The sequence below is a fragment of the Sorangium sp. So ce693 genome, assembly GCF_051521375.1.
Lineage (GTDB): Bacteria > Myxococcota_A > Polyangia > Polyangiales > Polyangiaceae > Sorangium > Sorangium atrum.
Window position 1 is genome coordinate 2,757,782 of sequence record NZ_CP150347.1, and the last position, 20,420, is coordinate 2,778,201.

Genomic DNA, 20,420 nt, shown 5'->3' on the forward strand with positions numbered 1-20,420 from the left:
GCGCTCGGCCTTGCGAGCCTCCGGCCACGGGGCGCTATGATCGCCCTCCATGGACGCCGCTTCCTTCCTCGCCGAGCTCGAGCCGCAAACGCACCACGACCGTGTCCGCCGCGTGGTGGAGCTGGGCCGCGCCGCCGCGCGCGGCGACGCGGGCGCAAGCGCGCTCCTCGGCGCGCTCTGGAAGAGCGCTCAGCCCTACGAGCGCCTCCTCGCGTTGATGAGCGTCTACGGCTCGGGCGACGGCGCGCGCGTCGTCGCGGCCGTCTCCGACCCGTCCCGCTCCGTGCGGCGGCGCGCAAGCCGCATGATCGCCCGCTTCTGCGACGACGCGCAGGCGCTCGCGGCGCTCGGCGCCCTCCTCGAGCGGCGCACCCTCCGGCGCACCGTCGCCCAGCTCGCGCGGCGGAAGCGCCAGGCCGCCGTGGACGCCTTCCTCGGCGCGCGCATGCAGGCGGGGCGCGATCCCCTGATCGTGGATCTGCTCCCGTTCGGCTCCGAGGCGCTCGTGTCGGCGCACCGGCGCGCCATCGACGAGGCGGGCGGCCCGAGCTGCCTCGATCGGCTCGGCGTGAGGCACCCCGCGGCCGCGGCGCGCTGGTTCGGGGAGGCGATCGCCCGCTCCCCGTCCCTCGACGTCCGCCAGCGCTACCGCCTCGCGCCGCTGCTCGTCCCGCTCGCCAGGCGCGCGCCCGACGCGGCGCTCCCGCTGATCCAGGCCCTCTTCGAGCGCGGCGAGGAACCCTCGTTCCTCGCGGGACCGCTGCGCTTGCTGGCCCGATCGCGCCCGGCCGCCACGTTCGACCTCCTCAAGGCGCGCCACGAGAGCGGACGGCCCGCGCGGCCGCCCGGCGCCTTCGAGGTGGTGCGCTTCGACAAGGGCGCGCCCGCCCTCGGCGCCGAGCGCCTCGAGTACCTCATCCGCCACGCCTGGGGCGCGCTGAGCGACGGCAAGCGGGGCCCGCGGTGGTTCCTGCGACTGCGTCCCGACGACCAGAAGGCGGTCCTGCGGGCCTTCCTGCTCGGAGGGCGAGGGGGCTTCGGCGCCTTCCTGTTCCGCTACGTGAAGGCCGAGTCGGCCGAGGAGCAGGCGCTCCGGGAGCGGGCCTTCGAGCGCTGGTCCTGCGCTGCGCAGGCCGCCGACGGATCGATCGCGCCCGAGGTGCTCGACGCGCTGCCCCGCGACCTGCGCGAGCGCGAGGCGAGGCGGCACCTTTCCAGCTGCCCGTCGCTCGTCTCGAAGCCGGAGCGGCGGATGAGCTACGCGCGCCTCCTGTCCTTCGCCGAGGCCAAGGAGGTGCTCGCGCCGCTGCTCGGGCACCCGGAGGGCGAAGAGCGGGCGAAGGCGCAGGCGCTGCTCGTCGCGAGCGTCCTGCACGACCGGGGCGCGCTCGCGGACGCCCTCGCGAACGTGCGCGCCCGCAAGTTCGAGCAGGATCCGGTGCGGCGGGCGATGCTCGGCGCCCTCGCCGCGCTGCCCATCGGCAGGTTCGCGCAGGAGCACCTGGAGGCCGCGGGCGCCGTGGCGCAGGACGCGCTCGACGCCGCGGACCTGTCCCACGCCACGGCCTCGGCCGTGGAGCGGCTCGTGGTCCGCCTGTTCCGCATCGACGGCGCGTGGGGGGCGCGCTGGATCGCGAAGATCCTCGCGGTGCGCGGCTCGGTCTCGACGGCGGGCCTCGGAGAGGGGCTGACCCGGGCGGAGGCCGAGCGGCTCAGCCCGGCGCTCGCGCAGCTCGCGGGCGCGTGGTGCACCGGCGAGCGGGCAGGGGCGGTGCTCTCGCTCGCGCAGAGCCTCGGCATCCGCCTCGCTGTGGTCACGCCGCTGCTCGAGGCGCTCGAGCGGCTGTCCCGCGAGCTCCCGTTCGTCGGCGTCGCGGCGGGCGCGCTCGGCCTCCTGCGCGCCCACGACAGGCCGCGGTTCGCGCGGCTCGTTCCCGCGCTGCTGGGCGAGGACAGGAGCTTCGTGCTGATCGGCGCCGTCGCCCGGCACGTGAGCCAGAGGCGCCAGGATCTCCTCGGCCCCCTGCTCGACCGGACGCAGCCCATGACCGGCAGGTTCGCCACGGGCAAGACGCGCTGGGTGCTCGATTTCGGCGGGGGCCACGGCCGCTGGACGGCGAGGCAGCAGGAGAGCTATGCCGCCGGCCTCCGCGCGCTGCTCGGCGACGAGACCTGCGACGTCCCCACGCTGCGGTTCGCGATCTCCGCGCTGGTCCGGCTCGCGTACGTCGACGCGTCGGCGGTCACCCCGTTCGCCTCGGATCCGAGGCCGCCCCTGCGCGAGATGGCCATCCGGGGCCTGCCGTGGCTCGACGCAGGCCAGGGCGTCCCCGTCCTGATCGAGTGCCTGGGCGACGATCGCGCGCGCTGGGCGATCTACGCGCTCCGGAAGGCGTTCGCCGAGATGTCCCGGGAGCGGGTGCTCGCCGAGCTCCGGGCGGTGCCGACAACGAAGGTGACCGTGGCCAAGGAGGTCGTGCGCCTGCTCGGCGAGCTGGGCGGCGACGACGCCTACCGGGACCTGCTCCGGCTGGACGGCCCGAAGACCCACCGCGACGTGCGGATCGCGCTGCTCCGGGCGCTCTGGGACCACCTGGACAAGCCCGAGACCTGGGACGTGTTCGGCCGCGCAGCCCGGGATCCCGACTGGATCGTGGCCTCGAAGCTCGCGGACATCCCGCTCGGTAGGCTGTCGACCGAGGCCGAGCGGCGCGTGGTGGACCTGCTCGCCGCGATCCTCGGGCGGGCGGAGCCGGAGGCGCGGCTCGATCTGCTGCGGCGCGCCGCGCACCTGCCGCTCCGGGACGACGCGCGGTCGCTCTTTCGCCGGCTGCTCGAGCACATGGCCGCGCCCGCGCCCGAGGAGGCGGCGGAGGCGCTGTCCGCCGTGCTCGCGAGGATGCAGCCGGGGGAGGTCGCGACCGTCGTCCAGCGGCTCGCAGAGCTCTTGCCGAGGCGCCGGCACCTCGTGGCGTTCCTGCCCGCGCTCACGGCGCGGCTCGGCCCGTACGCCGCGAAGCACCACGTCGCCGTCGGCGAGGGGCTGCTCGCCGCGCTCAAGGCGGACGCCCTGGCCGTGCCCCAGTACCTGGGGCTCGCGGCGCGCCTGCTCCCGTGGAAGGCGCTCGGGCAGGCGCTCGCGGAGCTCGGCCGGCGGGACCTCTTGCACCACGATGCGATGGTCGCGGCGATGTCCGCGGTGCACGGCTGCGTCCACCCGTCGCAGCTCGAGCAGGAGCTGCGGGGGAGCCCCGATCCGCGGCTGCGCCGGCTCGCGCTGGAGGCGCTCGTGCAGGCGGCGTCGCCGAAGAACGGCTGGACCGCGGACCGGCGCGAGTCGCTGGAGCGCTACCGGAAGGACCCGTCTCCTGCCGTGGCGGGGCCGGCGTCGTTCGTCACGCCGCCGTGAGGGGCGCTCGCCGCGCGGCCGTGAGGCGGCGCGCGGCGGGCGAGCGCCTGGCAGGGCTCATCGCACGACGACAGCGCGGCCATCGACCGTGACAATCACCGCCTCCGCCATGGCGAGATCGGCCGTCCGCGGCGTCGGTTCGATCGGGCGGCGGCGATCCGCTCTCTCGTCCTTCGTCGAGCGCACGAACGGCCAGAAGAGCTGCTCGGCCCACGGCTCGACCGGCGCGCCCTCGGGCAGCCCGAAGCCCTCCTGGCGCGCGTGCGGGATGGTCAGCGTGCCATGGAGCCAATCGAAGCAGATGAGGGCGCCGCCATAGTTCTTCATGGCATTGCCGAAGCGGCCGACTCCGTGGTGCACATGGTGCGTGTCTGGAAGCGAGACGATGCGCTCGAGCACCCGCATGGCAGGGCGCGTGAAGCGGCTCTGCTGGAGGTGCAGGTCCCAGCGGAGATCGCTGTGCTCCATCAGCACGATCAGCGTCCTGAGGGCCAATCCCACGACGTAGGCGCCCGGGTGGCCGAGCCAGACGACGAGCGGGGCCAGCCATGTGCCCGGTACCAGGACGTCCCATAGCCAGTTTTCGCGGTACGTGACCGCGATGTTCATGTTGCGCGGCACGTGGTGCGGCTTGTGGATCCGCCAGAGCCAGGGCAGCTCATGGCTGAGGCGGTGCACCCAGTACAGCCCGTATTCATCGAGTAGCAGGTAGATCGGCAAGACCAGCCAGGGGCTCACGTCCGCGAGCGCGCCCTCCGAGTCGGGCCAGAGCGCCCCGAGCGCCCAGAGCACGGCGACGAAGGACGCGCCGCGGATCACGAGGTAGGTGCCGACGGACAGGAGGCTCGCGCCGAGCTCCCGCATGGTGAGCACGCCTGGGCGCCGGTACAGGCCGAGCGCGAGCTCGAGGGCGGCAAAGAGCGCGAGGAAGATGAGGATGAACATCGTGCTGTGGATGATCATGAGGGCTCCCCCTTTCGAGCATCGTGGCCGGGCTCAGGCGACCGCAGAGGCGGCGCCGGCCACCGAGCCGCGGTCCAGGAATCTATCGTGATGCAAGTGCTTCGGCGGGATCTCGCCGCGCAGCACGTCGAGCGCGGCGTCGATCATCCCGGGCGGCCCGCACACGTAGGCCGCGCAATCGGCGTGGCCCCCGGCGACCTCACGGAGGTAGTCGGTGACGTGCCCCTTTCGCCCTGTCCAGCTCGAGCCTTCGGGCTCCTGCGAGAGCACGGGCACGAAGACGAATCGACCTCGCCATCGCTTCTCGATCGAGGCAATGGCGTCGAGCGCATAGAGATCCTGCCGGGTGCGCGCGCCTACGACCAGCGTCACGTCTCGGACGAGCCCGTCCGAGATCCCCTGCTCCAGGATCGCCTTGATCGGAGAGAGCCCGGTGCCTCCTGCCACGCAGAGGAGCGGCCGCCCGGCCTCGTGGTAGCGGAAGCTGCCGTGTGGCCCCGAGAAGCACAGGCGCGCGCACGTGCGATCGGCCCCGAAGAGCCAATCGGTGAAGGCGCCGCCCGGCACGTGGCGGACATGAAAGAGCGCCCTTCGCGGCGAGGCGCGATCCGGCGCCTCGGCGAAGGAGTAGCAGCGCGGCTTGTCGAGCCCCGGTACGCCGGGCACCGTGAGCTGTGCAACCTGCCCGGCCACGTAGCGGACCTCCGCGGCGAGGTCGACCTCGAGCGCGAGGACGCCGGGCGAGAGCGGCGTCACGCGCGCGACGCTCGCGTCGATCTGCACCGGCGCTGGACCCGTCGAGCGCCCGCGGCCCGTTCCCGGGACTTCGACCGCCACGTCCTCCGACACGGCCAGGCTCTGGCAGGCGAGGACGACGCCGGCAGAGAGCTCCTCGGGCGCGACGTGTCGTGAGATATCGCTCTTGAGGCGGATATGCCCTCTGATGAGGCGGCACTTGCAGGTGCCACACTCGCCCACGTTGCACATGTGTGGAAACGAAATGTTCCCGCGCACGGCTGCGCTGAGCAGCGTTTCCCCGGCCTCGATACGGGCCGTGCGATCGCTGCCCAGGACATGGAGTGTGCCGGCTCGACCGGTCGTCCGGCCGCCGAATGAGATAGCCTTCACGATGTTATGTTTCCCTCTCGTGCGCGGCTTCATGGGGGCGGCCCTCCGAAAAGCCCAATCAAGAAATGGTATGAGGCAGATTGCCGGCGTGAATATTCCGCCGAATCCACGGCCGCCCGTCTCTCTCCCGGCCGAGCGCGCCCGCCTGGGACGCGTCAGATGCGGCTGCAGAGCTCGATGAGGGACCGCCGGAGCCACTCGTGGGCCGGGTCGCCGTCCTGACAGGCATGCCACATCATGAACAGCGGGATCGGCTGGATGGGGAGCGGACAGCTCACCACCCGCACGGGGAAGTGCTGCTCGAACAGCCGCGCCAGGGGGAGCGGCAACGTGCAGACGAGGTTCGACTGCGAGACGATGAACGGCATCGAGAGATAGCGGGGGACCTGCGCCCGCACGCACCGCGATCGCCCGACGAGGGCCTGAATTTGCTCTGCCAGGTTGGTCTGGCCCTCGCGCGGCTCGATGATGACGTGCTCGAGCGCCATGTACTCGTCGAGGGTCAGCGAGGGGCCCACGGTCGGATGATCCTGGCGCACCAGCGAGACGAGCTCGACGTCGAGCACGCGCGTTCGCCGGAACTCCTCGCCCGGGATGACGATGTGATCGAGGACGAGCTCGACCTTGCCGAGCCGCATCTCGTTCTGCAGCGAGGCCCCGGGCTCGCGGCAGATATCGAGCCGGACGCGGGCGCCGAGCTGCTCGAGCCACTGCAGAAAACGAGGCAAGAGGATGGCGTCTCCGAGGTCGCTGATCCCCAGCCTGAAGGTGTGGCTCGCCGTGCAATCGAAGGCGCCAGTGTAGGCGAATGAGGCATGGATCAGGTCGAGCGCCTTGCGGATCGGGCCGGCGAGCGCGAGGGCGCGCGGCGTCGGGGCCATCTCCTTGCCGCGACGCACGAAGAGATCGTCGTTGAACAGGAGCCGCAGCCGGTTCAGCGCGCTGCTCACGGCCGGCTGCGTCATGCCGAGTCGCTCGGCCGCTCGCGTCACGTTGCGCTCGGTGAGCACGACGTCCAGCACCGTGAGCAGGTTCAGGTCCACGGCGCGCAGGCGCGGCAGCGGCGGTGCGTTCATGAGGGAAGGGTAGCGCCGCCCCGACGCCCGCCGCCGAGAGCCCGAGCGGCGAGCTCTTCCATGCGCCTGCCGTCAAGAGGTAGCGGCCGGCGCCTACGGTGGCCCGGGCGCGGCTTCGATGCCGCCTGGCCCGACGCCCGGGGGTGGCGGCATCGCCGCGGCCACGAGGGCCACGCTCGCCCCGCGCGAGAGCCCGAGGGTCACCCGGGTCCCCGCGGGCACGCGGATCAGGGACCCGACCAGATACCCCAGCTTGCCGCTGACATCGTGGCCGTCCACCGAGACGATCACGTCCCCCACCTCCAGGCCCGCCGCCGCGGCCGGACCGCCGCGGCGCACCTCGACCACCTTGTGCGGCCGCATGGCCATCTCCATCGGCGACTGGGGCGGCTCGACCGTGAACCCGAGATCGCCGGGAGGCTCGTCCTGCTTCACCCGGCGCTTCGCCAGGAGCAGCCGCCCGACGTCGGTCTCCGCGCCCGGCTCCACATCGACCGGGATCATCGCCGCGTCGAACGCCGAGCTCATCGGATCCGCGGGCATGAGCATGAGCACGAGGGGACCTCTGGGGACACGGTCGAGGTGAAAATGACCCGCACCGTCCGTGACCTCGCGTTGCTGCACCGGAGAGGGCGCGATTCCGCCGGCGCGCGGGTACGCGTGCACGGTCACCCCGGCCATGGGCGCGCCGTCCTCCAGGGACACCACCTGACCCCGGATGGCGACGCGCCCGGCGAGCGTGAGCACCACCCCGCTCCGCTGCTCCCCCTGCGCGAGCGTCACCTCCCCCGTGGCCGTCCCCTCCGGGGCGTCGGCTGCGATATCGTACTTGCCCGCCGGCAGATCGCTCATCGTCCAGGCCCCGTCCGTGAACGAGAAGGACTCGCTCCGGAAGAACGGCGCTTCGCGGCCCGTGACGCGGATCGTGAACTGATCGGGCGGCGCGCCGCCGGGGCGGGAGACGGCGCCGGAGACGGTGCCTGTCTCCTGGATCGTGAGCGTCACGGTGTCGCCGATATGGACGTGCTCGACGGCGGCGCGGCCTCCTCCGCGGCGCTGCGCCTGGACCGTGTACGTGCCCCGGCCCAGGTTCCCGATCACGAACTCCCCGTCGGGATCGGTGAGCACCGGCGCGTAGGGCCCCATGCTCTCCAGCGGCGGGGGCGGAGGGGCCGGGGCGCCCCGCTCTCCCGCGCCCTCGGGCTCCCGCTGAGCATTGACGAACGCGTCCGCCACCGGCCTGCCGCTCCCGTCGATGACGCGCCCGTGGATCTCGCCGTTCTGGCGCTCCACGACCAGGCTCACGCGCGCGGCCGCCCCTGCCTTCACGTTCACGGCGACCCCGGGGTCGCCGTTGCCGACCTGACCTGGCGCCCTCATGGGCATACCCCCCTGCATGGCCCAGATCCGATACGCGCCCGGCGCGACCCCCTTGATCACGAAGGTCCCGTCCGCGAGGGACTTTCTCGGAGGGCCGTTCCACCCGGGCTGCTGCGCGCTCAGCATGACGTCGGCGCCCGCAACGGGGCGGCGGTCCTCGTCGGTCACGGTGCCCTCGACGCTGCCCCCGCTATCCATCACGAGGGTGATCTCGGGAGCGCGCTCATCGACGAGCTCGACCTCGACCGGTTCGGGCGGAATGTGATCGTTCGAGTGCGCCATGACCCTGTGCTTGCCGGGGAGGAGCCCCCGGAGCACGAAGCGGCCGTCGTCGTCGCTCTGCCCGACGGGGCCGGGCAGCATCGCCCTCATGTCGATCGGGCTCGCGTGGACCATGGCGCGCACGGGCTTGTCCTCGCGGTCCACCACCCGGCCGCGGAGCGACAGCCCGGCGCGGACGGTCCACACGAGGCCCTCGACGTCCGCCTCGCCGACCTCCACGGCGGGGTAGGTCGGCTCCGACGCGTGATCCTGGCAGAGCACCATCACCTGGTACGAGCCGGGCAGCACGCCCTCGAAGCGCGCCGAACCGTCGGCCCCGAGGACAGCGGGGAGCCAGCCGCTCCCTTCGTGAAACAGGGTGACGGAGCCGCTCGTGCAGGGCCCGCCCCCGGGCGCGACCTCCACGCGGCCAGCCACGCTGCTGGCGGGGTGCATCTCGATCACCAGCTCGCTCGAGGTCTGACCGATCCCGAGCACCACGCTCGCGCGCGCCTGGCCATAGCCGCCCGCGGCGCGCGCCGTGGGTTTGTACCGCCCGGGCGCCAGGCCTGGGATGCGGAAGCGCCCCTCCGCGTCGCTCGACGCGGGTTTCACCTCCCCGGGGCCCCACCGCTGCTCCATGCCGGGACTGATCTTCGCGCCGGCGATCGGCTCGCCCGACCCCGCCTCGACGACCCGCCCCTCGATGACCGAGCCGGGCGTCAGCAAGATTTCGAGCGGCGGCCCCGGCGCCATGCCGTGCTGCGACCCCTCGGCGTACCCGTCGGCGGTGGCGCGGGCCAGGCAGTAGCCCTCCTCGGTCCACGCGGAGAAGGAGCCCTCTGCGTCGGAGCGGGTCACCGCGGCGCCCTGGTGCGACCCGAGGAAGCCATGAATCATGACGAGCGCCCCGGCGATGGGCCCGCCGCTGACGTCCTTGACGTGGCCCCGGACCTCGACGCCGCCGCGGACGAGCGTCAGATCGACGCCGGTGCGTGCCTCTCCCTGGCGGAGATCGAGCCAGCCGGCGCGGTCCGGGGCAGGGGAGGTGTAGCCCGCGGGGCGGTGGCCCGGCGCCGAGGCGAAGATCGTGAGGCGCGCGGGGGAGAGATCCGCGATCTGGTAGCGGCCGTCCTCTCCTGCGGGCGCGCATGTCGGCTCGCCCAGATCGAACGGCGTCAGGCCGCCCGCGCCGCCGCTCGCGCTGGCGCACACCAGCGCTCCGGCGACGGGCGAGCCGGCCGCATTGGCGACCCGCCCCGCGATGCTCCCGAGCAGCGGGGGCGGCGCGTCCCTCGCGCGGAGGCGCCGCGCTCCCCGCGTCGAAGCGGCGCTCGCCGGAGGTGCGGGGCCGTCCGGCGGCGCCTCTCCGGCGCGGAGCCATAAGAAGAGGCCCAGGAGCCCCGCCGCCGCCAGCCCGAGCACGACAAGGGCAAGCCACCGTCTCGCTTCCGGTCTCTTCATGGCCTGACAGCCCCTCCTTCGTCCGTCGCCCCCTGCCGCCGGGATCACTAATCCATCGCGCGCACGCGCGGCGAGGCCTCGCTCTGGGTAGCAGGATCACGGCACGTTCCCACGGCGGGGCGCGGGAGCTTGCCTTGTCGCCTCATCGGGGGAGTATCGAGTGGCTCGACCCGCCCCCGGAACCCCCATATGCGTTAACCAGCCTTCGCGCCGCGTTCTTCTACATCCGAACGTTTACGTGGTCGTAGTCGTAGTCGTGGTCGTGGTCGTGGTCGTGGTCGTAGTCGTGGTCGTGGTCGTGGTCGTGGTCGTAGTCGTGGTCGTCAACGGTAAGCCGTGAACGACCACGACCACGACCACGACCACGACCACGACCACGTAAACGTTTACGTTCACGTTGGTGATCGTTGGTGCCGAGGAGAAGGGGAGGGCTTCGTGCCCTGAGCGTGACCGAACGAGCTTGGTGAACGCTTATGCCCCGGAACCGCCGACCCGCCCTCCGGAACGCGGTGAGGCCACCGCGGGCCGTTACGGGCAGGCAGTCCCGTCGGCCAGCGCGGTGCACTCGTCCGGGTTCTCGAACGCGCGGCTCACGTGGAGCAGCCGGCAAGAGACCGTGTCGCCGCCCTCGGCGCTCGCCACGGAGTAGTGGGAATCATGGGCGGCTCCCGCCATCGTGCTGCACTCGCCCTGGCACGCCGCGCCCCAGCCCTCGTACGCCTCGCCGAGCGCCTCCTTGCAGGCCGCCTCGAACAGCGTGCAGTACGACACGCAGTTGCCTGTCACGCCCGAGCCCGGCTCCTCGACCCCGCAATGGCCGTCTCCGCCCGGCCCCGTATGCGGGCAGTGGGTCGTCGGCGCCAGCATGGCGCTGTAAGCGTGGTACTTGCGGCAGCCCACGGTGTTCTCGGTCCGATCCTCCGCCCCGCCGGGAGGGAGCGCCGCGCAGACCGCGAGGCACTGCGCTCTCGACTCGTAGACGGCCATTTCCCCCGTGCACGACGTCATGACCACCTGGCAGAAGTCCTCGCAGCTCGGCTCGGTCCCGTCCGGATCGGCGCAGGGCTGCACGGGCGTCAGGCTCGCGTGCGGGCAGTGCTCCTCGGGGTCCACCGTCGCGGAGCTCACGTGCACGAGGCGGCACTGCAGCGTGTCGCCTTCGTGGTTCTCGATGACGTCGAACATGTCCACGTCCTTGAGCCCCGCGCACATGGCGACGCAGTCCTCCTGCGTGGGGACCTCGAGCGTGCACGCCGCGGCCCGCAGCGCGCAGTAGCTCTCGCAGTTGCTCCCGCACTCGCCGCCGCCGCCGGGGCCGGCCGCTGGACAGTGCACCTCGACCTCGCCCGTGGCCCCCGCCAGCTCCGCCTGGCGGGCGCGGCACGCGACCGTGTTGTCCACGGGCTCCAGGGGATCGCCCTCCGGGAGCAGCGCGCACACGCCCTGGCAGGTCTCCAGCGTGGCATAGACCTGGTGCTCTCCCGTGCAGTTCGCCATCACGTCGGCGCAGTACGACGCGCACTGCTCGCTCACAGGCGCCTGCCCGCCCCCCGTGTCCGCGCCGCCCGGGTCGAAGGTGCGGTCCTCGATGCCGGCGATGGCCTGGCAGCCGAGCCACGCGAGGCTCGAGAGCGGGGCGAGCAGGGCGAGCGACAGGAGCCCTGTCATGCGTCTCATTCGAACGTACCTCCCACGCGCAACCCGACGTTGCGCGCGTCCACGAACGCCCCGACCTGGACGGGCGGGGTCTGCCTCGGCGCGACGACGAACACGAGGACGGCGCCGCCGATCGCCGCCGCCGCGCCGAGCCCGAACGCGACGTTCGACACGGTGGCGGCGCTCTTGGCCTCCTCGGTCAGCGTGACGCCGCGCTCGTCCTCGCACGTGCTGCCGCCCTTGCAGTAGCCCTCCGCGTCGCTGTTCTTCGAGATGGCCTTCACGCCGAAGAACGTCCCGACGCCGAGCCCCACGACGCCCGCGCCGCCCACGACGAGGCCGATCAAGCGCGTCGTGTTGCCCCCGGACGCCGCCTGCGCCGGCGCCGGCGCAGGGGCGCCGCGGGCCGGCGCGGGGCCTGTCCCCTGGGCGGGCGGCGACGCGAGGGGCGCAGTCGGCGGCCCCTCGAGCCGCTTGAGCGCCGGGACATCGACGCTCGCAGGGCCCTTGTTGTCGCCCCCGAGCTTCACGGTCGTCGTCCAGGTCTCGTGGCCCGGGGCGCTCGCCTCGATCGCGATCTCGCCCGGATCCACGGGGAGCGCGACGCCGAAGACCGCAGGATCGACGGCCTTTCCGGCGGAGCGCACCTTGAACCCCTCGATCGCGAGGTTCTCGGCCGCGACGCCGATGCTCAGCTTCGACAGGCCCGGCTCCAGCCGGGCCGCCCTCGCCTGCGCCTTGCGGGCGCGGTCGGCTTGCCCCGCGGCCTGCGACTCCGACATGGCCTGCCGGAACGTGGCCCAGGCGCTCGCCGTGCGGCCGGTGTTCTCGTAACACTCGGCCAGGTAGAGGAGCGTGCCGATGCCCGGATCGATGCGCTGGCTCTGCTCCAGCCTCGGGCACGCCTCCGCGCTGCGCCCCTGCTTCATCAGGTCGAGCGCCGCGTCGAAGAGCGCCTCCGCCGCCGCCTTGTCGGCGGCGCTCGGCTCCGCCCGCGCGGGGAGGCCCCCGGAGATCAACGCCGCGCACAGGCCCAGGCCGACGCAGTGTGCGATGCTTCGCTGACGACGTTTCAACCGCCTCATACGTCCCGTGTTCTCCTCCAAGCTGGCCACGGCGGCCCCGGGGGCCGTCGCCGGATCGACGCGAGCGGCACGCTCAGCGCCGCCCGCCGAAGTCGCTGATCGAGTTGCCCTGCGTGGGCTCCGGGCGCGCCCCCGCGCCCGGATGCGAGCGCTCGACGGGCCGGGCCGTGGCGGTCGCCCGCGGAGCGCCCGGCTGCGCGGGCGGTGAGGCAAGGTGCGCCGCTGGGCTGGAGGACGCCGCCGGTGGCGTGGCGGGCGCGCTGGAAGAGGCCGCCGGCGCGGTCGGGGCTGGCGAACCGCCGGCCACCTCGGGCGCGGCGCCGGCGGCGCCGGGAGCCTCGTGCGCGTCGCCCTTGGCCGTGGCTTCGGCGGCGGGCGCCGCCGCGGCCTCGGAGGTGTGCGCTGCCGTGGCCTCGGCGGTGGGCGCAGCCGCGGCTGCGGGGGGCTGTCCCTGGTCGGTGGCGAGCCCGGAGCGCAGGAAGAACAGGGCACCGAGCGAGGCCCCCGCCAGCAAGGCGCCGACGGCGATGGCCAGGGCGACGCGCGCCCCGTTGCGGACCGTTCGCACCGGATGGCCCGAGTTGCTCCACGAGTTGACCGTGGGCCCCGTCTCCGCGTTGGGCGCGGTCGGCGAGGCCGGCACGAAGGACGGCATGCCCGGCGCGAAGGACGGCGAGGTCGGCGCGAAGGACGGCGCGCCGGGCGCGAAGGACGGTGAAGACGGCGTGCCCGGCGCGAACGACGGCGAAGACGGCGTGCCCGGCGCGAAGGGCGGGCCCCCGTGCGGTATCGACGGGCGCGATCCGGTGCCCTGAGCGCCCCCGCTCGGCACGCCCGTCTGGAGGATCGACGGCCGTGCGATGTCCGAGGAGCTGCCGAGCACGCGGCGCGCCCTGTCGACGTGCATGTGGCCCGTGGCGGGGCCGAACGGGAGCAGCGCGGCGGCCAGATCGCCGACGTTCCTCCACCGCTGGTCGCGGTCCTTGGCGAGGCAGTGCATCACCACGACGTCCAGCTCGCGCGGGACGTCGGGGCGCCGCTGGGCGACCGGGGCAGCGTTCTCGTAGAGCAGCGCGTGGAAGAGCTGAGCGACGGAGTCGCCGTCGTACGGAGTCCGCCCGGTCAGCATCTCGTACAGGATGACGCCGAGAGACCAGATATCCGCGCGCATATCCACGTCCCGCGCGGAGCGCACCTGCTCGGGAGACATGTAGAGCGGCGACCCGAGGAGCGACGCTGTCTGGGTCAGCGCCACCTGATCGCGCGATATGCCGAGCAGCGACTTCGAGATACCGAAATCGAGGACCTTGATGACCCGGTCGCCGTCGGGCCGGAGCGAGAGGAACAGGTTGGCCGGCTTGAGATCGCGGTGCACGATCCCCGCGGCGTGCGCCTCGGCCATCGCGTCGAGGGCCTGGAGCATGTACGCGACGGCCTCCACCACGGGCAGCGGACCGCGCGCGCGTATCTCGTGGGCGAGGTCGTTCCCCTCCAGGAACTCCATCACCATGTAGGGCATCCCGCCCTCCAGCGAGCCGACATCCAGGACGCGCGCCACGTGCTCGCTCTTGATCCTGGCCAGCGCGCGCGCCTCGCGCCGGAACCGCTCCGTCGGGTCGCCGCCGTCCGGCGGCACCGAGTGCAGGAACTTCATCGCGACACGCTGATCGAGCTCCAGGTGCCACGCGGCGACGATCGTGCCCATCGCACCGGCGCCAACGATCTGCTCCACGCGGTACTTGCCCGCGAGAACGTCGCCCACAGCAACGGGAGCCATCGCCATGCGCCCCAGGCTAGCCGAGATCCACGAGATCACATACTTCGGCGAGCCGCGCTCTGCGTGGAGGGCGGAAAACCATCGCGGAGGCTTCCGCTGCGGCGGAACCATGCGTCCGGGCGCGTGGTGGGCAGGCATGACACCTGCGCCGGCGAGATCTCACCGGCGTTCCAGCGCGACGCCCTCGACGCAGCGCCAGCGCTCGGTCTGCCCCTCCACGGTCCACAGCTCCAGCCGGTCGGCCCACCACGTGTCGTGGGCGAGCGCACGCACCCGAGGATCCGCGGCGAGCTCCTGGCGGCGCGCCGCCGGCAGCTCGCCGTACACGAGGCTCACGTGCGGCCGAAAGGGGGCCTCGTTCGCGCCGAGCGCGGCCTCGGCCGCGCGGCGCAGCGCCGTGAGCGGCTCGGACGGCGCCACGTCGAGGAACACGCACTGGTGGCGGGTGCTGCCGGTGGCGGGGCCCCGCGCCTCGAGCGCGACGGGGCGGAGCGCGCCGCCGTCGCCGCGCAGCCTGCCGAGCTTCGCGGCCAGCGCGCCGGCGTCGCCGCGCAGCCCGCCGAGCAGGGTGAGGTGAGGCGCGAACGCTCGGCCCCCGGTCTCCCGGGCGAGCGCCTCGATGAGCTCCTCGAGCCGCACGGCCGGCGCTCCGCCGGGGAGGAGCCACAGGGCGAACGCTGTCTCTTGCGCCATGGCCGACACCCATTGCGCCGCCGCGCCCCGCGGGCAAGCCGCCGCGCGCCGGAGCTCGCGTGAGCGCCCCCCTCTGGCGATGGCCTGCTTGGGGCGTTCGCTGGGCGGCACCTCGCGGCGGACCGCTCGGATCGAGCGACGAGATGCTCCTCAGCCGAGCGCCGCGTGCAGGCTCCGGTAGAACGCGTCCGCGGCCCCACCCTCGGGGATGCCCGCCGACCCGCCATCGTTCAGCTCCACCAGCATCCAGCCGCCCCCTTCCTTCTCGGCGACATCGGCCGCGTAGAAACGACCGCGCACGCGGCCGAGAATGGGCGCGAGGACATCGGCGCTGGGCGGTTCGCCTGGATACTCACCGTCGGCCCAGTACGGCGCCGCGTAGAACGGCCGGCCGTCGAGCACGAAGAAGCGATGCTCGTTCACCAGCGGCAGCCTGCTCTTCGGGTGCAGCCCGATGCGCCGCAGCTCGACGAACTCCCGGAAGACGAGCCCGCCGACGACGTGGTCGTCCTGGAGGCGAAGGAAGTTGCCCACGACGCGCCGCACGTTGGCCTCGTCGTCCGCCGCTGGGATGAAGCAGGCGTCGAACCACTCGTGCTTGCGAGACTTCACATAGTCCTTGAGCATCACGGCGCCCGATCCGAACGCCTCTCGCACGTGAACCACGACGGCTTCGAGGTCGAACGTGGAGCCCGGGATCCAGATCGATCGTGCGGTGTGCTCGGCACCGCCGATCGCCTCGTACCACTCCGGCAGGTGATAGCAGTGCTGGTACGCCGCCGGCTCCGTGATCAACCGTCGGCCACGCGCGGCGACGACCTCGCTCATGCATCGATAAGCATCGAGGCCCAGGAGCCAGCCGCGGTAGATCACCTCGCCCGGGCCTTCCGGCACCCGGCGGAGCTTCGCGTCGCCGCCGAGGAACGCCTCGAGGTCGATGAGGCCGATGTCGAATCCTGCGCTGGCGGCATGCCGCGCTTCTTCCTCGAAGGCGCTGTCCGGCGCGGTCGGGTGCACCGGGTTGCTCGGGAACAGGACGAGCGGGGCTGGGAGCATTGCGCCGACTCTATCCGACGGCGGGAAGGTCGTCACGAGGGTGTAGATCGGGCAATGATCGCGCGGACCGCGCGATGTTCAACGCGAAGGCGGCCCCGTCAGGGAGTCGACACTCGCGGCGCTCGTGCCCGTGCCCGCGTCGGGCTAGTCTCGCGCCATGGAAATGACGCTGCTCAGGATGCGCATCGCTGTGCTCGCGGCCCTGACCTGGGGGAGCGCCTGCGGTGGAAACGTCGTCGTCGACGAGATGCCCGACGGGTCAGGAGGCGCCGGCGCGACAAGCACAAGCACCAGCACCAGCGCGGTCGGCGTCGGCGTGACCAGCGCGGGCTCGACGGCCATCTCGGCGGCGGTGGGCTCCACCGGGGTGGGCGGCGGCGACTTGAGGTCGACGTGCTTCGAGTACTGCGAGCTCTTCGAGTTGACGTGCGGGGTGGCACCGCGCGGCTGCCGCGACTTCTGTGAGGCGCACAAGTCCGCGGCGTCCGCGTGCAACGACCTGCTCGACCAGTTCTTCGATTGCGCGGTGCTCACATTGAGCTGCGATTTCCCCCCGCCCGCGTGCGAGCTGGTCCTGGAGCCGTACCTAGAGTGTGCGTCCGCTCCTCCCTGCGGGGCGGGGGTGCTCGAGTGCCCAGTCGGCAGCGACAGGGTCTGCGGTTGCGAGGGCTCGTGCCCAGGCATGGACCTCTCCGTCAGCTGCGGGCCGGTCAGAGGCGGCCCCGACATCAGCTGCGATTGCCTCGTCAACTACACGACGGTGGGCGCCTGTCAGGACGTCGGCCCACCGTGCGACCTCGCCCTTCGCTGCTGCGGGCCGATCTTCGAGCAGTTCCGCTGAGAGGTGCAAGCGGCGCGAGGCCGCGGCGCCGCCGCTCACGGGCACGACCAGCGGCGCGCGCGAACCTGGCGCCAGGCCCATAGCCGCGGCGCGGCCTCCGCCGCTCACGTCCCAGCGCCGGAACGAGCCTCTCAGCGCGTCCACTCCCAGGCTTCTCGTCCGGCCTGTCTCGAACCTGTTGGCATTCTCCGGCCAAAGGACGTTAGCCGGTCATCGCCGCGCCCCGCAGGCTGTGGCGTTACGGTGGCCCCTCGATGGGTAGAAATTAGGCCCCTTCTTCAGATTGCAATGAATGCAGCAGAGGCACAGATTGGCAACATCGTCGGAGCCACGATGCTGCCTCCCGATGATGTGGTCGACTTGATGGGGGAGGATTGAAGCTTCTTGAAAAAGCCGGCAGTACTCACATGCGCCCTGGGCGCGTCGCTGCACCGTCTCCCGCACATCGTTCGAGAGCTTCACGAAGCCGCGCGCGCGGCTGAAGCCGCTCCACGCCCGAGGGCCGCACGGCCCGGCGCACGACCCGTAGCAGATCCACCGTGCGCCGGCGGTGCGGAGCCCTGGCTTAGGGGAGCCGTTGCTTATGCCTGTCAGCGTCATCGGGCAGAGCTCGTCAAGCGCCGAGCCCATTTGTCGAACGTCGGCCGATGAGCCGCCAGCGCCGCAGGCGCCCGTCGGATTTACCGGCAGGTTGGGCGGCGTCAGCGTGCACCTGGGAGTGCACCCGCGAGTCGTCGCGTGAGATCCGCCGCTGGCACTGCCTTACACCCGCTGGCGTTTTGCCCCGCCCAGAGCGGCGAGAAGTCGCCGCTGCCCTGGCTTTCGGCCTTGGCGCGCAGGGGCGCGATGGCCGACGCCGCCAAGGGAAAAGCTGGCACGGCGCCGCTCATCGGCCCCAGCTCCCTCATGACGCGGTTCACGATGCCCCGAGCGGGTCGCCCGCTGAAGAGGTTGGTGAGCGCCGTGGTGCGGGCTGCGTCGCTCTGGAGGGCCGCGCGATGCACCCTGCTCGTGGTGGCCTCGGGACACAACAGGTACGCCGTCCCGATCTGCACGCCGGCCGCACCGAGGGCCATGGCGGCCGCAACACCCCTCGCGTCCGCGATGCCGCCCGCGGCGATGACGGGGATCTTCACGGCGTTCACGATCTGCGGCACCAGCGCGAAGGTGCCGAGCTGGACGCTGAGATCGTCGGACAGGAAGCTGCCGCGATGACCGCCCGCCTCGATGCCCTGGGCGATGACCGCGTCGACGCCGCGCGCCTCCAGCCAGCGCGCCTCGTCGACCGTCGTCGCAGAGGACAGGATCTTCGCGCTCCAGCGGCGCACCCGCGAGAGCAGAGCCTCCGAGGGCAGGCCGAAGTGAAAGCTCACAACAGCAGGCCTGAACTCGTCGAGCACGTCAGCGGCCTCATCGCTGAAGGGCAATCGGCCGGGGCCGGTCGGGATGGCGCTCGCATCGACGCCGAGCTCAGCGAAGTACGGCGAGAGCCGGGCACGCCAGATCGCTTCTCGCTCGGCGTCGGGCTCGGGCCGCGTGTGACAGAAGAAGTTCACGTTGAACGGCTTCGTCGTCTGCGCTCGGATGGCTGACAGCTCCTTGCGCAGGGCGTCCGGGCCCAGCACGGCGGCGGGCAGCGAACCGAGCCCACCAGCGCTGGAGACCGCGATCGCGAGCGCGCTGCCCTGCACGCCGGCCATGGGTGCCTGGATGATGGGGAAATCGATTCCAAGGAGCTTTTGCAGCGTCGTCATGAGAATCTCCAGATCCACGGCCGATGCAGAGTCCAGCTTTTGTCCTTTTTTCGCCCGACAGAGAGCGTTCGGCCGTGGGACCTGAGCGTAAGCGAAGGGCCCATCGGTAGCAACGCCGGGTTGGACGGCCCATGCTCACCTGCACGATGCGCTAGTCGTTCCTCTGCCAGTACGAAGGTCGACATGAGGTATTGGGGATGAGCGTGGCTCGGGAGTTCGGGCCTGGATCTCCGAGGGCACGCTGAACACCGTCAGTTCTCTCGCAACGAACCGGGGCATCGCTCTTGCGGTAGGACCGAGAGCTGGTTTCATAATCGAGGTACCACGTGACGGACCACGTTGAACCATAGGTCCTTGCAAGCCAATCCGGGGCGCCTGTCGCCAGATACTCGGACTCTAGAAGGTAGAGCCGCTTCCATCCATTTTTCGATTCAGGCAGAGGTACCACATGGCCAACGCCGTCGAATACGGTGCGAACGCATGCCGGAGGCTCCTGGGACACCACCACGCGCGTTCCCATTTGTGTCGGCGACGCGCTGAATGTCACCCTGTGGTCCTCGCGGCCGTCAGCGTTGATGTCGCCGATCGACTCAACGCTGGGCGCTTCGCTGTCGAACGGCAAAACCCCAAATAGTGCGTCTTTCGCGGAGCATGGCGCCTCCGCGAGATACCGCACCTGGAAGAAGACGGTGCAGTTGCCGGTGTCTTTGGGAGCATCCACGTCTGGCCAGCTGAACCCAAGTTGATAAACGCCCGACGGCAGTTCAGTCGTGTGCTCTTCCGCGATTCTCGTCAATTCGGTGCTGTCTTGCCGAAGTGTCGGCGTGATACCAGTAGCAGGGCACCCTGGCGTCTTGAACCATACCAATGCCCGTTCGCGAAGTCGGAACGCATGGGAGCCGGGGCTGCTCGCGACAGCGGTGATTTGCAGGCTGACGACGTCTTGCGCAGTAACGCTCGGCGGGCTTGGCTGTTTCGATGCTGGCAAGCTGCTATTTGATATATCCTGGGCGGGGGTTGGCGGTAGAGTTGCAGAGCCGTGGGGCAGCGGCGACGGACCATTTTGGGCACAGCCGGCGTGCAACAGGAGTATCACGAGTAGCGGTGCTTGTGTCGTTTTCATGCGCAGGTTGGGTTGTCTGTTCAACTATCAGTCGATTGGTCAACCGAAGCCGCCGGACGAGGTCTGTCCAGTGGACAGCTCGGTGGGTCTTTCAACATGGTCGTGGAGCAGAGCCGTCCGAGCGCGGCTCGCCGCCGGTGTGCGGGCTCGACGGGCCACCGCGGATTATGTTGAAAGATCTGTCGAACAGTCCACCAGTTCGTTGCCTTTCGTGGCCTCCCCCACGCCTCCGTTGCCCAGGGTACCCTCTCGATCCTGGCCCCACAGCCCGAGCGGATCGCGACTCAGAAGGTGCCGCCGAGGCCGACGGTGAAGCCGCCGGGCGCGAAGCCGATCTGGGGCTCGAGCCGGAGGCGGGCGGAACGATGGCTCTCCGGTTCGCTTTCCTCGTACGGGAGGACGGCGATATCGACGATGTTGGCCGCGAGCAGGCCGAGGCTGCCGCCGAGGATCGCGCCAGCGACCGAAGGATCGACCCAATCACCTTCATCGGCCTTGCCGGCGGCCTTCGCTCCGATCAGGCCGCCGACCAACGTGCCCCCGATGTTGATGCCGAGGCTGGCCAAGGCCTTGCCGGAATTGCCGTGACCGCCGTGGATGATCGGGCCGCCGACCGCCATGCCGCTGAGGCTCACCACGAGGAGCTCCGGGGTCTCGGCGCCGATGGCGATAGGCACGAGCAGGAGACTCCCGCCGAGCACGATGACGTGCTTCCAGCCATACCAGACGAGCCGCGAGTTGCCCTTTGTGCCCG

General features: G+C 71.7%; 15 protein-coding genes. 2 read left to right on the forward strand and 13 right to left on the reverse strand.

Annotation, left to right across the window (positions count from 1 at the left end):
• The first annotated feature begins 49 nt into the window (after window positions 1–49).
• Window positions 50–3,409: a HEAT repeat domain-containing protein gene (locus WMF14_RS10645; protein WP_437800558.1), complete on the forward strand. Its 3,360-nt coding sequence runs from the start codon at window positions 50–52 to the stop codon at window positions 3,407–3,409.
• 57 nt (window positions 3,410–3,466) lie between these two features.
• On the opposite strand, the gene WMF14_RS10650 is transcribed toward WMF14_RS10645, so the two are convergent.
• The 10 genes from WMF14_RS10650 to WMF14_RS10695 all read right to left on the reverse strand — a co-directional run bounded on the left by WMF14_RS10650 (window position 3,467) and on the right by WMF14_RS10695 (window position 15,948).
• The gene (locus tag WMF14_RS10650; protein WP_437800560.1) at window positions 3,467–4,372 is read right to left on the reverse strand and encodes a sterol desaturase family protein; all 906 of its coding nucleotides are present in this window, start codon (window positions 4,370–4,372) and stop codon (window positions 3,467–3,469) included.
• 33 nt (window positions 4,373–4,405) lie between these two features.
• Window positions 4,406–5,500, reverse strand: a complete 1,095-nt coding sequence (locus tag WMF14_RS10655) for a 2Fe-2S iron-sulfur cluster-binding protein (protein ID WP_437800562.1) — start codon at window positions 5,498–5,500, stop codon at window positions 4,406–4,408.
• 155 nt (window positions 5,501–5,655) lie between these two features.
• Window positions 5,656–6,576 (reverse strand): LysR family transcriptional regulator, encoded by a 921-nt coding sequence (locus WMF14_RS10660; RefSeq protein WP_437800564.1) that lies wholly within the window; start codon window positions 6,574–6,576, stop codon window positions 5,656–5,658.
• Between the two features lie 93 nt (window positions 6,577–6,669).
• Window positions 6,670–9,681 carry a carboxypeptidase regulatory-like domain-containing protein gene (locus tag WMF14_RS10665; RefSeq protein WP_437800566.1) on the reverse strand — a complete coding sequence of 1,004 codons (3,012 nt, stop codon included), beginning with the start codon at window positions 9,679–9,681 and terminating at the stop codon, window positions 6,670–6,672.
• Between the two features lie 234 nt (window positions 9,682–9,915).
• Window positions 9,916–10,077, reverse strand: coding sequence for a hypothetical protein (locus WMF14_RS10670; protein ID WP_437800568.1), 162 nt, complete (start codon window positions 10,075–10,077; stop codon window positions 9,916–9,918).
• A gap of 132 nt (window positions 10,078–10,209) precedes the next feature.
• Window positions 10,210–11,358, reverse strand: a complete 1,149-nt coding sequence (locus WMF14_RS10675; protein ID WP_437800570.1) for a hypothetical protein — start codon at window positions 11,356–11,358, stop codon at window positions 10,210–10,212.
• Window positions 11,355–12,413 carry a tetratricopeptide repeat protein gene (locus WMF14_RS10680; RefSeq protein ID WP_437800572.1) on the reverse strand — a complete coding sequence of 353 codons (1,059 nt, stop codon included), beginning with the start codon at window positions 12,411–12,413 and terminating at the stop codon, window positions 11,355–11,357. Before WMF14_RS10680 ends, WMF14_RS10675 begins: the two co-directional genes overlap by 4 nt.
• 82 nt (window positions 12,414–12,495) lie before the next feature.
• Entirely contained in the window at window positions 12,496–14,184 is a 1,689-nt protein-coding gene (locus WMF14_RS10685) for a protein kinase domain-containing protein (protein ID WP_437800574.1), read from the reverse strand.
• 174 nt (window positions 14,185–14,358) lie between these two features.
• Window positions 14,359–14,892 (reverse strand): 2'-5' RNA ligase family protein, encoded by a 534-nt coding sequence (locus tag WMF14_RS10690; RefSeq protein ID WP_437800576.1) that lies wholly within the window; start codon window positions 14,890–14,892, stop codon window positions 14,359–14,361.
• Between the two features lie 150 nt (window positions 14,893–15,042).
• Complete coding sequence (locus tag WMF14_RS10695) at window positions 15,043–15,948, reverse strand: ATP-grasp domain-containing protein (protein WP_437800578.1); 906 nt, start codon at window positions 15,946–15,948, stop codon at window positions 15,043–15,045.
• Window positions 15,949–16,105: 157 nt separating this feature from the next.
• Here WMF14_RS10695 and WMF14_RS10700 point away from each other — a divergent pair, with 157 nt between their 5' ends.
• Window positions 16,106–16,789 (forward strand): hypothetical protein, encoded by a 684-nt coding sequence (locus WMF14_RS10700; protein ID WP_437800580.1) that lies wholly within the window; start codon window positions 16,106–16,108, stop codon window positions 16,787–16,789.
• 210 nt (window positions 16,790–16,999) lie between these two features.
• Here WMF14_RS10700 and WMF14_RS10705 read toward each other — a convergent pair whose 3' ends face one another.
• The 3 genes from WMF14_RS10705 to WMF14_RS10715 form a co-directional block, all read right to left on the reverse strand.
• On the reverse strand, window positions 17,000–17,419 hold the full coding sequence (locus tag WMF14_RS10705; RefSeq protein ID WP_437800582.1) for an HNH endonuclease: 420 nt from the start codon (window positions 17,417–17,419) through the stop codon (window positions 17,000–17,002).
• Between the two features lie 71 nt (window positions 17,420–17,490).
• Complete coding sequence (locus WMF14_RS10710) at window positions 17,491–18,543, reverse strand: NAD(P)H-dependent flavin oxidoreductase (RefSeq protein ID WP_437800584.1); 1,053 nt, start codon at window positions 18,541–18,543, stop codon at window positions 17,491–17,493.
• A 1,407-nt stretch (window positions 18,544–19,950) separates the two neighbouring features.
• The gene (locus WMF14_RS10715) at window positions 19,951–20,304 is read right to left on the reverse strand and encodes a hypothetical protein (RefSeq protein WP_437800585.1); all 354 of its coding nucleotides are present in this window, start codon (window positions 20,302–20,304) and stop codon (window positions 19,951–19,953) included.
• Between the last annotated feature and the right edge of the window lie 116 nt (window positions 20,305–20,420).

What these genes read in the sequence shown, in the direction of transcription:
- WMF14_RS10695 (WP_437800578.1), bottom strand. Translation starts at nt 15,948, where the DNA reads ATGCTCCCAGCCCCGCTCGTCCTGTTCCCGAGCAACCCGGTGCACCCG.
- WMF14_RS10675 (WP_437800570.1), bottom strand. Translation starts at nt 11,358, where the DNA reads ATGAGACGCATGACAGGGCTCCTGTCGCTCGCCCTGCTCGCCCCGCTC.
- WMF14_RS10700 (WP_437800580.1), top strand. Translation starts at nt 16,106, where the DNA reads ATGGAAATGACGCTGCTCAGGATGCGCATCGCTGTGCTCGCGGCCCTG.
- WMF14_RS10650 (WP_437800560.1), bottom strand. Translation starts at nt 4,372, where the DNA reads ATGATCATCCACAGCACGATGTTCATCCTCATCTTCCTCGCGCTCTTT.
- WMF14_RS10690 (WP_437800576.1), bottom strand. Translation starts at nt 14,892, where the DNA reads ATGGCGCAAGAGACAGCGTTCGCCCTGTGGCTCCTCCCCGGCGGAGCG.
- WMF14_RS10665 (WP_437800566.1), bottom strand. Translation starts at nt 9,681, where the DNA reads ATGAAGAGACCGGAAGCGAGACGGTGGCTTGCCCTTGTCGTGCTCGGG.
- WMF14_RS10705 (WP_437800582.1), bottom strand. Translation starts at nt 17,419, where the DNA reads ATGGGCTCGGCGCTTGACGAGCTCTGCCCGATGACGCTGACAGGCATA.
- WMF14_RS10645 (WP_437800558.1), top strand. Translation starts at nt 50, where the DNA reads ATGGACGCCGCTTCCTTCCTCGCCGAGCTCGAGCCGCAAACGCACCAC.
- WMF14_RS10710 (WP_437800584.1), bottom strand. Translation starts at nt 18,543, where the DNA reads ATGACGACGCTGCAAAAGCTCCTTGGAATCGATTTCCCCATCATCCAG.
- WMF14_RS10660 (WP_437800564.1), bottom strand. Translation starts at nt 6,576, where the DNA reads ATGAACGCACCGCCGCTGCCGCGCCTGCGCGCCGTGGACCTGAACCTG.